This is a genomic window from Flavobacterium sp. NRK F10 (assembly GCF_024054235.1).
In the GTDB taxonomy this organism is placed as follows: domain Bacteria; phylum Bacteroidota; class Bacteroidia; order Flavobacteriales; family Flavobacteriaceae; genus Flavobacterium; species Flavobacterium sediminis.
Map to the genome: position 1 here is coordinate 3,009,159 of NZ_JAMXLC010000001.1, position 14,978 is coordinate 3,024,136.

At 36.0% G+C, this 14,978-nt stretch carries 15 protein-coding genes; 6 read left to right on the forward strand and 9 right to left on the reverse strand.

Features of this window, described 5'->3' with window-relative positions:
- Positions 1–74: 74 nt before the first annotated feature.
- Both NHF50_RS13735 and NHF50_RS13740 read left to right on the forward strand, forming a co-directional pair.
- On the forward strand, positions 75–1,613 hold the full coding sequence (locus NHF50_RS13735) for a SulP family inorganic anion transporter (protein ID WP_252776994.1): 1,539 nt from the start codon (positions 75–77) through the stop codon (positions 1,611–1,613).
- Positions 1,614–1,667: 54 nt separating this feature from the next.
- Entirely contained in the window at positions 1,668–3,380 is a 1,713-nt protein-coding gene (locus NHF50_RS13740) for a M14 family metallopeptidase (RefSeq protein WP_252776996.1), read from the forward strand.
- Between the two features lie 17 nt (positions 3,381–3,397).
- Here the strand turns inward: NHF50_RS13740 and NHF50_RS13745 are convergent, their stop codons facing one another.
- Both NHF50_RS13745 and NHF50_RS13750 read right to left on the reverse strand, forming a co-directional pair.
- Positions 3,398–4,267, reverse strand: a complete 870-nt coding sequence (locus tag NHF50_RS13745; RefSeq protein WP_252776998.1) for a patatin-like phospholipase family protein — start codon at positions 4,265–4,267, stop codon at positions 3,398–3,400.
- 20 nt (positions 4,268–4,287) lie between these two features.
- Positions 4,288–4,890 (reverse strand): NUDIX hydrolase, encoded by a 603-nt coding sequence (locus NHF50_RS13750; protein WP_252777000.1) that lies wholly within the window; start codon positions 4,888–4,890, stop codon positions 4,288–4,290.
- A 7-nt stretch (positions 4,891–4,897) separates the two neighbouring features.
- On the opposite strand from NHF50_RS13750, the gene pyrE reads away from it, so the two are divergent.
- The 3 genes from pyrE (at position 4,898) to NHF50_RS13765 (ending at position 6,770) form a co-directional block, all read left to right on the forward strand.
- Positions 4,898–5,536 (forward strand): orotate phosphoribosyltransferase, encoded by a 639-nt coding sequence (gene pyrE / locus NHF50_RS13755; RefSeq protein ID WP_109570207.1) that lies wholly within the window; start codon positions 4,898–4,900, stop codon positions 5,534–5,536.
- 29 nt (positions 5,537–5,565) lie between these two features.
- Positions 5,566–5,958, forward strand: a complete 393-nt coding sequence (locus NHF50_RS13760) for an SRPBCC family protein (RefSeq protein ID WP_252777001.1) — start codon at positions 5,566–5,568, stop codon at positions 5,956–5,958.
- Positions 5,959–6,038: 80 nt separating this feature from the next.
- The gene (locus NHF50_RS13765; protein ID WP_109570208.1) at positions 6,039–6,770 is read left to right on the forward strand and encodes a sulfite exporter TauE/SafE family protein; all 732 of its coding nucleotides are present in this window, start codon (positions 6,039–6,041) and stop codon (positions 6,768–6,770) included.
- A 66-nt stretch (positions 6,771–6,836) separates the two neighbouring features.
- Here NHF50_RS13765 and NHF50_RS13770 read toward each other — a convergent pair whose 3' ends face one another.
- The 3 genes from NHF50_RS13770 to NHF50_RS13780 all read right to left on the reverse strand — a co-directional run bounded on the left by NHF50_RS13770 (position 6,837) and on the right by NHF50_RS13780 (position 9,220).
- Positions 6,837–7,676 carry an OmpA family protein gene (locus tag NHF50_RS13770; protein ID WP_109570209.1) on the reverse strand — a complete coding sequence of 280 codons (840 nt, stop codon included), beginning with the start codon at positions 7,674–7,676 and terminating at the stop codon, positions 6,837–6,839.
- Positions 7,677–7,756: 80 nt separating this feature from the next.
- Entirely contained in the window at positions 7,757–8,752 is a 996-nt protein-coding gene (locus NHF50_RS13775) for a glycosyltransferase family 2 protein (RefSeq protein WP_252777002.1), read from the reverse strand.
- Between the two features lie 12 nt (positions 8,753–8,764).
- Positions 8,765–9,220, reverse strand: a complete 456-nt coding sequence (locus tag NHF50_RS13780) for a type I restriction enzyme HsdR N-terminal domain-containing protein (RefSeq protein WP_109570211.1) — start codon at positions 9,218–9,220, stop codon at positions 8,765–8,767.
- A 62-nt stretch (positions 9,221–9,282) separates the two neighbouring features.
- Here NHF50_RS13780 and holA point away from each other — a divergent pair, with 62 nt between their 5' ends.
- Positions 9,283–10,287, forward strand: a complete 1,005-nt coding sequence (holA, locus tag NHF50_RS13785; RefSeq protein ID WP_252777003.1) for a DNA polymerase III subunit delta — start codon at positions 9,283–9,285, stop codon at positions 10,285–10,287.
- An 11-nt stretch (positions 10,288–10,298) separates the two neighbouring features.
- Here holA and NHF50_RS13790 read toward each other — a convergent pair whose 3' ends face one another.
- The 4 genes from NHF50_RS13790 to NHF50_RS13805 all read right to left on the reverse strand — a co-directional run.
- Positions 10,299–10,988 carry a hypothetical protein gene (locus NHF50_RS13790; protein WP_252777005.1) on the reverse strand — a complete coding sequence of 230 codons (690 nt, stop codon included), beginning with the start codon at positions 10,986–10,988 and terminating at the stop codon, positions 10,299–10,301.
- 69 nt (positions 10,989–11,057) lie between these two features.
- Positions 11,058–12,992 (reverse strand): OmpA family protein, encoded by a 1,935-nt coding sequence (locus NHF50_RS13795; RefSeq protein WP_252777007.1) that lies wholly within the window; start codon positions 12,990–12,992, stop codon positions 11,058–11,060.
- Positions 12,993–13,003: 11 nt separating this feature from the next.
- Entirely contained in the window at positions 13,004–13,927 is a 924-nt protein-coding gene (locus NHF50_RS13800) for a type IX secretion system membrane protein PorP/SprF (protein ID WP_252777008.1), read from the reverse strand.
- 27 nt (positions 13,928–13,954) lie between these two features.
- Positions 13,955–14,978 (reverse strand): gliding motility-associated C-terminal domain-containing protein (locus NHF50_RS13805; RefSeq protein WP_252777010.1); only part of this gene is annotated, 1,024 nt, incomplete at its 5' end.

A 14,978-nucleotide genomic window follows, 5' to 3' on the forward strand; every position in this document is an offset into this window, starting at 1 on the left:
GCTGTAGCTTAACCTCCTGTTAACTTTGAAATCCCTATCTTTGCCGCTTTTTAAGCCAAAAAGAGGTTTTCATTATGCAAAAAGTTTTTAATCTATTCGATTTTTCTCAGAAAGTAAACTATAAAACAGAGATCCTGGCCGGATTAACCGTTGCGATGACCATGATACCGGAATCTTTGTCATTTGCTATTTTGGCTGATTTTCCGCCACTAGTAGGTTTGTACGGTGCCTTTTTAATGGGAATCATAACTGCAATATTCGGCGGCAGACCCGGATTGATCTCAGGAGGAGCAGGAGCAACAGTAATTGTTTTGATTGCCTTGATGAAATCTCACGGATTGGATTATGTGTTCGGAGCATTAATTGTAGCCGGAATTCTTCAAATAGTTGTAGGAATCTTTAAATTAGGAAAGTTTATTCGATTGGTTCCGCAACCTGTAATGTACGGATTTGTAAACGGTTTGGCGGTTATTATCTTCATGTCACAGTTAAAACAGTTTGAAACAACTCTGAACGGGGAGTCTGTTTGGCTTTCGGGAACACCTTTATGGACGATGTTAGGCTTAGTAGCCTTAACTATTGCAATTGTATATATTTTGCCTAAAATTACGAAAGCTATCCCTGCTTCGTTAGTAGCTATTATGATCGTTTTTGCGATTGTTCTCATTTTTCAGATCGATACTCGTCAGGTAAAAGATATCGCTTCCGTAAGCGGAACTTTACCACCGTTTCATATTCCTCAGATTCCTTTAACCTGGGAGGCTTTAAAAGTAATCTTTCCGTATGGATTAGTTATGGCGGGAGTAGGGTTGACAGAAGGTCTTTTAACACTGAATTTAGTAGATGAGATTACCGGAACAAAAGGAAGCAGTAATCGGGAATGTTTAGCACAGGGAACAGCTAATATTGCTAACGGTTTCTTTTTCGGAATGGGAGGCTGTCCGATGATCGCTCAGACTTTGGTAAATTTATCAGCCGGTTCCAGAGCTCGTTTAGCAGGAATTGTAGGAGCCTTAACCATTTTAGCAGTTATCTTATTTGCTGCTCCGGTTATAGAATTACTACCGATGGCGGCTTTAACAGGGGTAATGATCATGGTTGCTATAGGAACTTTTGAATGGACCAGTTTCAAGGTCTGGAATAAAATGCCGAAATCAGATATTATCGTTATGTTGGTCGTGACAGCAATTACCATCTTTTTACATAATTTAGCGCTGGCCGTTTTAATCGGTGTGATCATTTCTGCTTTGGTTTTTGCATGGGAAAATGCTAAGCGCATCAGAGCCAGAAAGTATGTGGACGATAACGGAGTGAAACATTATGAGATCTACGGACCTTTATTCTTTGGTTCAACAACCGCTTTTGCCGAAAAGTTTGATATTGCGAATGATCCTGAAAAAGTCATTATTGATTTTGCAGAAAGCAGAATTGCAGATATGAGTGCTATTGAAGCCGTAAACTCTTTAACAGGTAAATATGCAAAAGAAGGAAAAACAGTTTATTTGCGCCATTTGAGCCAGGATTGCGTAAACCTGCTTAAAAATGCAGAAGCTGTAATTGACGTTAATATTTTAGAAGACCCGACGTATAATGTTATGCCGGGAAATAATTAAGAATCTATAATTCCTGAAAAATAATTAGCTTTACAGCATTGTAAAGCTTTTTTTATGCGTATATATTTCTATATAGCCTTGTTGAATTTTACATTCAGTTTGGCTCAAAACAATTTACAAACACCTTTTGAAAAAGGCAACGGGAATCAATCTACTACTTACGAGGAGTGTATTAATTATTATCAGAATTTGGAGCATCAGTTTGAAACCATTCAAATACGGGAAATGGGTCTAACAGATTGTGGAGAATCTTTGCGTATCGTTTGTTTTTCAAAGGATAAGAACTTTGATTTTAATTCGGAGAAAGCGGTTGTCTTAATAAATAACGGGATCCATCCCGGAGAACCTGATGGTATAGATGCTACGATGATGTTGATGCACGATTTGGCTACAGCCAAAATTAAAGTGCCTGAGCATACTATTGTAGTTGCTATTCCGGTGTATAATATCGGAGGAATGTTAAATCGGAACTCACACTCCAGAGCCAATCAGAACGGGCCGGAAGAATACGGTTTCAGAGGGAATGCCCGCAATTATGACTTGAATCGCGATTTTATAAAGTCTGATTCCAGAAACTCCAGAAGTTTTCAGGAGATTTTTCATCAGGTCAATCCGGATATGTTTATTGATAATCATGTCTCTAACGGTGCCGATTACCAATATACTTTTACTTGTATTGCGACACAACATCAGCGGTTGGGAGGTGCATTAGGAACTTTTTATAAAGAAGAAATGCACCCGGCTATTATGGCACAATTGAAAAAGAAAAAAATAGAAAGTGTTCCGTATGTAAATATTCATGGCGATATGCCTGATAACGGATTTGCCCAATTTATGGATACGCCACGTTATGCTACGGGATATACAACGTTGTTCAATACTTTGGGATCAGTGCCGGAAACACACATGCTAAAACCTTTTAAAGAAAGGGTAGCGGTTACCTATCAATATATGGTGGAAACCATTCAGTATGTAGATGAAAATCGTCAAAAGATCAAAAAGTTAAGAGAAGATAATTTGACCAATTATAAAGCGGGTAAAGAATATCCTTTGCAATGGCAATTGGATTCAACAAAAGTTTCATCTATAGAATTTAAAGGATATAAAGGCGGGTATAAGCCAAGTGCTGTTTCGGGTAACGATCGTTTGTATTATGATAGAAAACAACCGTTTACCAAAGAGATTCCGTTTTATGCTGATTATAAAGGAACTAAAACTATAATTATTCCTCGTTTTTATATTGTACCGCAATCACAATGGCCGGTAGTTGAATTGTTGAAACTAAACGGAATTAAGATGCAGCCTTTAGCTGAAGATACAGAAATTGAGGTAGAAAGCTATAGCATAACTTCTTTTGAAACATCTAAATATCCTTATGAGGGACATTACGGGCATTACAATACAACAGTAACATCAAAGACAGAGAAATTAAAATTACGAAAGGGAGATTTTATGATCGACACGCAGCAAAAAGGGGTTAAATTCTTATTAGAAACATTAGAACCAGAAGCAGTGGATAGTTATTTTAACTGGAACTTTTTCGATCCTATTTTGCAGCAAAAAGAATATTTTTCTGCTTACGTTTTTGAAGACTTAGCGAAAGATTTATTAGATTCTGACCCGGAACTAAAAGAAGAATTTGAAGCTAAAAAGAAAGCAGATGAAAAATTTGCAGCTAGTAGTTCGGCTCAACTCGACTGGGTTTACACGCATTCTGATTATTACGAAAAAGCCCATAGGCACTATCCGGTCTATAGGATAAAATAATGAGAAATAAAGGCTTGTCATTTCGTAGTAGCCAGCTTTTCTATTTTTTCAGCTTGGGAGTGAAAAGCTTGTCTGCCGATCTCGACCAGTTCTTTTGCTCTGTAAAATTCAAAAACGCCACAGGAGGTTCTTGATATTTCAATTAGCACATCCGGAGGGGTCTGATCCATCATCATACTTGAAATATGATTGGTCATGGTAACGATCGTATTGTTAACCAGATTGAAATAATTGAATTTTTTAGTACGTTCTTTTCCTGTAGGATGTAAATCGTGTTCTGCTACTAGGTGTAAAGCTTTTAAATCCTTTTCATGAGCTAAGGAAATTTTACTGTCGGGAACATCTGCATTAACATGGACAGCTACCAATAAATCGTTTTCACTTCTGATAGCATTGTTTATCGGAACGTTATTAGCAACTCCGCCGTCGACCAGAACCGCGTTTCCCATAACAACAGGTGTTAATACGGTTGGAATAGAGATCGATGCTCTGATAGCATTAAATAAGCTTCCTTGTCTGAAAACGACCTCTCTGTAATTCGCAATGTCAAAAGCAGTAGCCGTATAATTGACAGACAGGTCCTCAATATTAGCATCCGGAATAAAAGCTTTCATTTCTCTGAAGATGCGTTCGCCTTTGACCAACCCCTGTGAAGAAAAACTAAAATCAATTAATTGAAAAATACGTTGTTTGTTGATCTTGTAAAGCCATTCTTTGAACTCGCTTAACCTGTTAACGGCATAAATACCTCCGACTAACGCTCCCATTGAGGTTCCGGATATAGAGTTGATTATGTATCCGGCTTGCAGTAATTCTTCAATAACACCTATATGAGCGATTCCTCTGGCACCGCCACCTGAAAGTACGAGAGTTATGTTCTTTTTCATGCAGAGGGGATTACAAGCTGTTAAACGTTCATCTTTTCTTTTTCAAAAAGCAATTTAATATTTTCATAGGAATTTTCCAATAGAGTAGGGATCTCCTCTGGTTTTACCCATGCTACTTTTTCTATGCCTTCTTCAATTTGCCCTTCTGGAATACCGTCAAATTTGGTTTTCATCTCAAACCAGTAGGTCTGTTTCAGTTTATAACGTCCGTTGCGTTTAAAGACATGATATGTCTTTGCGATCCTGTGCGAGATTTTAAGTCCGGTTACTCCTGTTTCTTCTTCTACTTCCCGGATTGCCGTTTCTTCAATGGTTTCTTTTTTCTCCGTTCCGCCTTTAGGCAGATCCCATTTTCCGTTCCTAAAGATAAAAAGAACTTCGCCTTTGGCATTAAAAACTAATCCGCCACCGGCTTTTACGACCGGAATTTTAGCTTTTAAGGTCTTCATGATCAGTTTTTCATCCGGATGATATAAAAATGCTTTCTGAATTTTATTCTGAAACATTTTTATGATAAGCTTTTTAATATCAATGCTTTCCAAAAGAAAAATCTGGAAATCCGTTTCTTTTTGTACCTCGTTAGTTAAAAAAAGTGGTTTATCGTTAACAAAAACTTTATACATTTGCAATATGGTTTTTAATAGAAACACCGCCGAAAAAACAGCCGAATTGCTTTTACAAATAAACGCAATTAAATTAAATTCTAAAAATCCTTTTACATGGGCTTCAGGCTGGAAGTCTCCGATTTATTGTGATAACCGATTAATTCTTTCATTTCCAGCGGTTCGAAATTATATTCGTGAAGAATTTGCTAAAGGAATTGAAGAAAAATTCGGTAAACCCGATGTGATTGCGGGGGTAGCTACCGGAGCCATAGGCATCGGAATACTGGTTGCCGAGTATATGGGATTGCCTTTTGTATACGTTCGTCCGGAACCTAAAAAACACGGAAGACAAAACCAGGTAGAAGGTTTTTTGCAAAAAGGGCAGAATGTAGTGGTTGTAGAAGATCTGATCAGTACCGGAGGAAGTAGTTTACTGGCAGTTGATGCTTTAAAAAAGGAAGGAGCTGTAGTTAAAGGAATGGCAGCTATCTTTACTTATGGCTTTGAAGTTTCTAAACAGAAAATTGCTGAGGCAAATATTGAGGTATTTACCTTAAGTAATTATGAAACTTTGTTGCAAAAAGCAATTGATAAGAAGTATGTAGATGAGGTAGAATTGTCAACCCTACAGGCATGGCAAGTGAGTCCGTCTGAATGGAAATAGAAATCAATAATTAAAAAAATATCTGAAAAATGAATTTAGAAAGTCCGAAAGTAAATGTACCTAAATCTGCGGAATATTTATTTAATGCACTGACTGACGTTAAGAATTTCGAGAAGTTAATGCCTGAAAATATTGCTAAATTTGAAGTGATCGATGAAAATTGTTTTGAATTCGGTTTAAAAGGGATGCCTGAGATCAAATTGGTTAAAAAAGAGGCAACCCCTAATACTAAAGTGGTTTTAGGTGCGGCTTCGAGCAAACTACCGTTTACATTAACGGGAGATATCAAGGAAGTAGATGCAGACAACAGTGAAGTACAATTGCATTTTGAAGGAGATTTTAATCCTATGATGGCTATGATGGTAAAAGGACCTATCGGGAAATTTATCGAAACTCTGGCTGCAAATATGAATAAGCTGTAGTGTATTAAAATATTTTTTAAAGAAGAACTCCTCATTACAGGAGTTTTTTTCTTTTTATAAGAATTGAAAAATTATAAATTTTGGATAAAATCAGTTATCTTTTTTTACTGTTAACTCTTCTTGCTGAAATCGTAGGAACGGTCGGAGGTTTCGGTTCTTCCGTTTTTTTTGTACCGATGGCCGGATTCTTTTTTGATTTTCAATCGGTTTTAGGTTTGACGGCAATTTTTCATTTAGCTAGTAACATCAGTAAGATATCCCTCTTCCGGAAAGGTTTAGATAAAAAATTATTATTGCGTTTAGGGCTACCGTCCGTGATCTTTGTGATCGTAGGAGCTATGTTAACCAAATTCATCAATGCTAAAGCATTAGAGATCATATTAGGTATTTTCCTGATTATCTTTAGTAGTTTTTTATTGTGGAAAAAGGATTTTGAAATCAGGACAGATAGAAAAGAAACTATTTTAGGAGGTTCACTTTCGGGTTTTACAGCCGGTCTGTTAGGAACAGGAGGAGCTATCAGAGGAGTAACGATGGCTGCTTTTAATCTGGAAAAAGAGATTTTTATAGCCACTTCGGCTGCAATTGATTTCAGTATTGATTTTACCCGGACTTTTGTGTATTTCGGTAACGGATACATACATACTCATGATTTGATTTATGTGCCTTTTTTAGTTGTAATAGGCTTTGTAGGAACTTATATAGGGAAATATTTCCTTAATTTTATTCCTCAGGATAAGTTTAAGTCGGTTTCATTGATCTTGGTCTTGTTGATAGGTATAGTTACTTTGAGCAAGATCTTATTTTTTTGAAATGAAAAAAGGCCGTGATTACTCACAGCCCTTTTCAATTTTAAATTATATTAAAATTAAATTTGTTTATTTTCCTTCACTCATGTTTTTCATTTCTTTTTCGATCATGTCATAGAATTGGTCAATTTTCGGCATGATGATTACACGAGTTCTTCTGTTCTTAGCACGGTTTGCAGGAGTATCATTATCGACTAACGGAATATAGAAACTTCTACCGGCAGGAATCAATTGTTTAGGATCTACGCTAAAATCGTTTTGTAAAACTCTCACGATCGAAGTCGCTCTTTTTACCGAAAGATCCCAGTTGTCTAATAAAACAGCATTTTTAATAGGCACATTATCCGTATGTCCTTCGATCATACATTCAAAATCAGGTTTACTGTTGATCACTTTAGCGACTTTTCCTAAAACACCTTTAGCTTTATCACTTACTTCATAACTTCCTGATTTGAATAATAAGTTATCAGCAATAGAGATCATTACAACTCCTTTTTCAACTTTAATATTGATGTCCGGATCGTCAATACCTACTTCTCTTTTTAAACTGGTAACCAAAGCAAGTGTTACACTGTCTTTTTTCGTTAAAGCGTCTTGTAACCTTGATATTTTTAAATCTTTTTCTTTTAAACTCTCTAATGATTTTTCAAGATTTTCAGCTCCTTTTTGAGTTAAAACGGTCAATTCTTTAGAACTGTCGATCAAGTCACTATTATTTTTCTTTAAATAATCAACCTGATTTGCTAAAGCCTCTCTTTCCGTCAAGCAAGAGTTTAACTTCATGGTCGCTGAGTTTAACAAATCCTGAGTCTGTTTTTGTTTAGCTTCTAAATCTGCATACTTTTTCTTTGAAACACAAGAAGTCAAAGAAAGTGATAAGACTAAAATGGAAACAATTGCTTTTTTCATAATTGGTTAATGAGATTAAATTCAATACAAAATTATAAACAAATAGGCGGAAAATTAAAATTTTATAAGCTAAACTATTGTTAAAATAATTCAGCAAATGTTTTCTTTCCTTTAATAAAATAACTGTAAATAACCGAGTTTATTTTATAATAGTGTTTTAAATTACTTTTCTTTCTTTTTCGGAGGTTTTTGCGTAAATTTTTATAAAAATAAAAATGAGCTTTTAAGATTGCCCACACATGAGAAAAGTGTCCCTGAAAGAAAAAGCGGACTCCGGCTAAGCCGTCGAGAACCAAACGGGAAAAAAGAATAATGAATAATTTCTCTTTGGGAAGGTTTTTCGTCAGCATCCATAATGAGTTCCGAAAGTTAAGGAATGTTTTTTTCGGGTTCTCGACTTGTAATGTTGCACCGCCCACATGGTATACTTTTGAATAACCGCAATATTTAATACTATAGCCTTTACTGTTTACGCGCCAACACAGATCGATCTCTTCCTGATGAGCAAAGAAATCTTCATCAAATCCGTTCTTTTCCCAAAATACTTGTTTACGGATAAAAAAACAAGCTCCGGAAGCCCAAAAAATATCTGAAATATCGTCAAACTGCCCGTTGTCTTTTTCAACGCTGGTAAAAACCCGACCTCTGCAAAAAGGAAATCCGTATTTATCTAAAAAACCGCCGGCTGCACCGGCATATTCAAAGGCTGATTTATTTTTGAAATCCAGTATTTTAGGTTGGACGATAGCAATGTTCTCATCACTTTCAAATAGTTCTGCAATAGGAGTGAGCCAGTTCTCAGTAACCTCAACATCGCTGTTGACCAATGCCCAGATAGGTTCTTCTACAAATTTAAGAGCTTCATTGTAACCCTTGGCAAAGCCATAATTGGCTTTGTTTTGAATGATCTTTACGGTAGGGAACTCTTGCTGAACAATTGCTATGGAATTGTCTGTTGAAGCATTGTCTGCAACATAAAGAGTTGCCTGGGGTGAATATTGGATGATGGATGGCAGAAAAGTACGTAACAGTTCACCTCCGTTCCAATTGAGAATTACAATTGCGATTTTGTTCAAAGTAGTTGTAGTTTATGGGTTAGGAACTTCAAATTTAGGTAAATCTGTTAAAAAAAGATACTTTTCATTTTGAAAATCCATTTGACAAAAATAATGATTTATTCCATTTGTAACCATTAAATATGAGGCATTTAGCGTAAGGTTGTATCGGGCGATCTGGTCAAATGTCTGTTGTGTAATAGTAACTTCCGGAGCTTTGCATTCCACTAAAAGGAAGATACTGCCATCCTTGCGATAGACCACGATATCATAACGCTTTGAAGTTCCGTTCACTTTTACTGATTTTTCAACATTAATAAAGGAAACAGGATATTTATGTTGATGGATAAAAAACTGTAAAACATGCTGACGAACCCATTCTTCAGGAGTGAAAACCAAAAACTTTTTTCGGATGACGTCAAAAATATAGGTTTTATTTTCACTATTTTTGAACCGGAAGGAGTATGTCGGGAAATTTAATTTTTGCATAGAGCAAAATTAAGTAATAAAAAAGAACTGCCAACAGTCAACTAACATCTGAATACTGAAAAATGGATCAAGTTATTCAAATAACCAATGATATTAAAGCCGGAAAAATTAAACCCATTTATTTTTTTATGGGAGAAGAACCGTATTATGTTGATAAATTAACAGAGTTTATTGAAAATTCTATATTGACGGAAGATGAAAAAGGGTTTAATCAGATGGTTTTGTACGGAAGGGATACAACAATTGAAGAAATAGTTTCTAATGCGAAGCGTTTCCCGATGATGGCCGACAGGCAGGTGGTGATAGTAAAAGAGGCACAAGAGCTTTCCAGAACGATCGATAAATTAGAAGCCTATGCCGAAAATCCGCAACCTTCCACTGTTTTAGTGTTTGCCTATAAATATAAAACCTTAGATAAGAGAAAGAAAGTAACCAAAGTTCTGGAGAAGAACGGACTTGTTTTTGAAAGTAAAAAATTATACGAAAACCAGGTAGGCGATTGGTTAAAACGGGTTTTGCACGGACAAGGTTATGCCATTGAGACTAAAGCAGCAGCTATGTTGGTCGAGTTTTTAGGAACTGATCTGTCAAAGATCAGCAATGAACTGGACAAATTAAAGATCATATTGCCGAAAGGTCATACCATAACACCGAAAGATATTGAAGAAAATATCGGGATCAGTAAAGATTTTAATGTTTTTGAGCTACGAAAAGCTATAGGCGAGCGCAATCAGTTAAAGGCATATAAGATCATCGATTATTTTGCTAAAAATCCTAAAGACAATCCTCTGGTAGTGACCAATGGTTTAGTGTTTAGTTTCTTTTTACAATTGCTGCAATATCATGGTCTTAAAGATAAATCAAAAGCTAATGTTGCCAAAGTATTAAAGATTAACCCTTACTTTGTAAGCGACTATGAAACAGCTTTCAGAAATTATCCTATGAAAAAAGTCAGTGCCATAGTCAATACACTTCGGTCAATTGATGTGAAAAGTAAGGGTGTGGGAGCTAATTCTGTTACAGATTATGATCTGATGAAAGAAATGTTAGTTAAGATATTCAATTAGATCATTATAGATCAATGAACCTGATGGATCGAAAACTGAGCTTCCGCATTATTAAAAATGGTCAGGTTACTACTTTGGATACCAAAATAGATCCGATCTCCCTGATTTAGCTTTACCAAAGTTTGTGCGCTTCTGGTTGGCGGAGAAGTTATGCCGATCCCTAACAGAGAAACCGATAAAGCCTCATAAGTTTCATCAGCTACAAGTGTAGTCATACCTGACGTTTCTCTGAATATTCCTACGCCAAAGCTGGATATATTGATTAAAGATGTCATTTTAACATACACACTAATATGGTAAATACCGTCCATAGGAGCCGTGAAGTATTGATTTACAGTATCAAAATCGGAATTTTCATCAAATTCTAAAGCAGGGAAACTAACCTTGTTCCAACCGCTTAGCAGACTAAGAGACAAGATAGAAAAACCGGAACCGCCGACACCTTTTACAAAAGATTTGGGAAAGTTCATAGCTTCTACCCGGTTGTCAGCACTATTCAGAACTAAAACCTTATCCGTAGTACTTTTATCGGCTTTAGGAACATCCTGAATAATGACATCTCCGTTTACATCTAAAGTAGCATTAGGCGTAATCGTATTGACACCAACTTGTGACCAGCTTTTTGTAAAGAAGAACAAAAAACTTAATAAAAATAGCTTAGCAGTAGTTTGTACATGATTGTTGAGTAGTTTTGTTTTCATTTTGTTATAAGTTTTAAAGAACACCGACTCATTTAAACTAACGCTTTAGAGAGCCGGTGCCTGTAAATATTATTTGCTGATGATGATAAAATCGGATCGGCGATTAATAGCGTGTTGTTCTTCTGAACATTTTACGCCATTAGGACAGTTTACTTTTAATCGTGTTTCTCCGTAACCAATAGCACTTTCAATTCGTTCCGGACTGATTCCTTTGGAAAGAATATAGGCCTGTGTTGATTTGGCTCTGTTATCAGATAAGATCAGGTTATGAGCATCTGAACCTCTGGAGTCAGTATGTGATTCGATCTTGATCTTAACATTCGGAAATTTTTCCATCGTATAAACTACTTTATCCAGTTCAATTTCGGCTTTAGGAGTGATGGCGTATTTGTCTAAATCAAAATAGATTGGGTTAACTTTAACCTTTTCAACATCTCCGTCTTTTTCTACCAAACTGTCATAACTGGTCAGGTAAATTTTATTATCGCTCATCTCTTTCATAGGTTCTGAAGTTGTTGTAACAGTTACAGTTTCAGTTGTGTAATTCGGTTTACTGAATGTAACGGTAAAGTTAGAATCACATGGCAACGCAATATTAAAATTACCTTCGGCATCACTTTGTAAGGACTGAACTTCATCACCAAAAACATCTTTAACGCTTATCGTAGCATCGGGCAACGGAAGTTCGGTAGTTTTGTCTAATACGGTTCCGGAATAGTATTGTTCTGATTTTATTTCTTCTTTGGTAAAGAAATAGATATCATCATCACCTTTTCCTAAAGAGCGATTGGATGAAAAATAACCATAGTGATCGTCTGAATAAATGGAAAAAGCAAAATCATCGCGGTTACTGTTGATAGGTGCTCCGAGGTTCTTAGGCAGTAAGAAATTGTTCTTACCTTTCATTTCTACTTCAAAAATATCTAAACCGCCTAAGCCGAAATGACCGTCAGAGGCAAAATACAAGATGTTCTTTTCGAAGTAAGGGAACATTTCTCTACCTACCGTGTTTACGTAAGGACCTGCGTTTACAGGAGTATTAATGGAGCCGTCTGGAAATACTTCACAATAGTAGATGTCAGTTTCACCATATCCGCCCGGCATGTCAGAAACAAAGAATAAATACTTTCCGTCATCACTTAAACAAGGATGGGCACAAGAGTAACTTACATCATTGAATTGTAATACTTCAATATCTGTAACCTTATCTTCTTCAATTTTACCTCTAAGGATCTTCATGTTTGAAAAACCTTCCTTGTTCACTTTTATCTTATTCGATTTTTTAAGATAGTTTTCGGTAAAGTAGATCAGTTTAAAATCAGGAGAGAAGGTTAGTGTAGCGTCGTGAAAATTCGTTTTCAGGTTTTGCAAAAACAAACTTTCATTATGCAACTCGTTAGTAGTCAAGTTACGTTCAGCGATATATGTATTCAGATAAGGCTGGTCGTTCCACGAATACATTTTTTGGGATAAGTTGCTAGTATCTCTTGTGGAATAGAAGATCACTCTGTTTTCGGTGTATTTTACCGTTCCGAAATCAGATTTATTAGTATTGATCTCTAAATGTTTGATTTTAAACAACGGATCTTTTTTATCTAAAGAATCCAGTTCTTTTTTTTGATAAGCCAATAACTTTAATTTTTCAGTATCATTTTTAAAATAATTTTTTAAAAGTTCATTTGCTTTTTCGTTGTCTCTATTTGCCTTTAAACATTCAACATATTTTAAAAAGTTATATTCACTCATTGTATTTTGTTGAATTTCATAGACTTTGCTATACCATTTGAGTGCTTTTTCATATTCCGTTAAATTGAAATAGGAATCAGCTAGTTTCAAGTAAGTATTTTGTCCTGCATTTGAGTTTTTCTCAAGGTACTTTTCATATTTTTCTATGGCATCCTGAAACTCCATTGCCTCAAAATGCTTGTTTGCTTTTTCCAATAGCGATTGCGAAAAAAGCAAGCTGCCGGAAAAAAAGAATAAAATAAATAATATATTTTTCATAGGATTAGGTTTTAGAAGAATCTAGGAGATTTTGCGAATTTAGACTTGCTCTGTAAATTAAATTTCAGAATGATTTCATGGGAACCGTCATTATATTTTTGAAGGTTCGTAATACTTCTGTCATAGGCATAGCCTAAGAAAATAGAAGGAGTGATCTGAAATCCTGCCAAAGCAGAAAAGGCATCCGTAAATCGATAACCGGCTCCTAATACGAATCTTTCTTTGTACATAAAATTAGCAGAGACGTCATAAGTTACGGGGGAACCTTCAACAGCTTTGATGAGAAAAGCCGGTTTAAATTTAAAATCTTCTCCTATGTCAAATACATAACCCCCTTGTAAATAGTAGTGAACCTTTCTTCTTATAACGGATTCTTCAATATCATTGTAAGATTCTGTTATCAGGAAATTGGGAACGGAAAGTCCTGCATACCATTTTTCACCGTATAGAAAACCTCCGGAACCTATGATCAACCTAGAGCTGTTAATATTTGCATTGAAGGCATTGTCGGTCTGACTTTGGTACATACCTTCAGACCAATCAATGTTCATAATGTTGACTCCGGCATTTATTCCGAGTGATAAGATCGTATTTTGACTTATATTTAACCTATAGGCAAAATTAGCATTGATATACTGCTGACTCATAGGGCCTATTCTGTCATTTACGGCACTTAAGCCTAATCCGGTTCTGGCTCCTGTTTCACCGTGTATTCCTAAGACCTGTGTTCTGGGAGCACCGTCTAGTCCTACCCATTGGGAACGATGTAGTAGCGTTGCTTCCAGTTTTCCGTTTGTTCCGGTATATCCTGAGTTGATACTCATGGTATTATACATGTATTGCGTGTATTGAGGTTGTTGTTGTGCTACAATTTCATTTCCGGTTAGGAAAGAAACGAATACAGCAATCCCTATAATAAATTTATTATGCTTCATGGTGTTTATTTTTTAGATTACAATGAATTAACGAGCCAGATAGATCCAACCTGTTTTAGAAAAGTTTAATTCATCAATTTTTAAGACATAGAAATAGGTTCCGTTCGGAAGATATTCTCCCTTACTTACAACACCGCCTACATTTGCCATACCATTCCAGTTGTTGTTGTAGGAAGCTGTTTCGTAAACAACATTTCCGTATCGGTTAAAGATCTCGATCTTGTTGTTCGGATAATTTTCTATGCAATCAATGATAAGGTAGTCGTTCTCTCCGTCATTATTAGGAGAAAACTCATTGTAAACTGTTAAACAAATCACATTTACTTCTGCTGAAGCATCGTTATTCCCGGGATCAGTATCCAAAGGTGTAGACGTGACAACGGTAGCTGTATTTAAGTAATCACCGGTAGAATTTACCGTAACTGTGATCATTAAAGTAGCAGAACTATCAGAAGCTAACTCAGGAATGTTCCAGTTTCCGGTTGCAAGGGCGTATGTTCCTGTTGAAGTAGTGTGGCTCACATAAGTATAACCGGATGGTAAATTCTCGGAGATATCCAGATCATTAAGTGTTGAGGTTCCGTTATTTTCAACCGTAATTGTAAACACAACAGTTTCTCCGGCAGCAACATTTTCTTTATCAGCTGTTTTAGTAATTGTTAAATCAGAACATGAAGCGATGTCAACATTATAACTTTCGGCAGAAACACCATTACATACAGCATTATTAGGGTAGCTTACACTAATGGTTCCGTCAGGGTAACTATCCCAGTTAACTTCTGCAAAATCATCGTTAATTCCACCACCACTGATGATAGTTCCTCCGGTAACGTTCCATTGATAGTCCGACATATTAGCATCAGTTGTATAAGTATAACTATTACTGTAACATACGGCTTGGGTTTCTCCGTTTAGAGAAGCAATTCCGTCATCTAAAATGGTAACATCAATTTGTAAACGAGTACTGCTTTCACAATTTGCTCCCTGATGAGCAGCATAATAAGAAGCACCGTCTGTAAGTGCAGTAGACGGATCTACGATATTTCCGCCG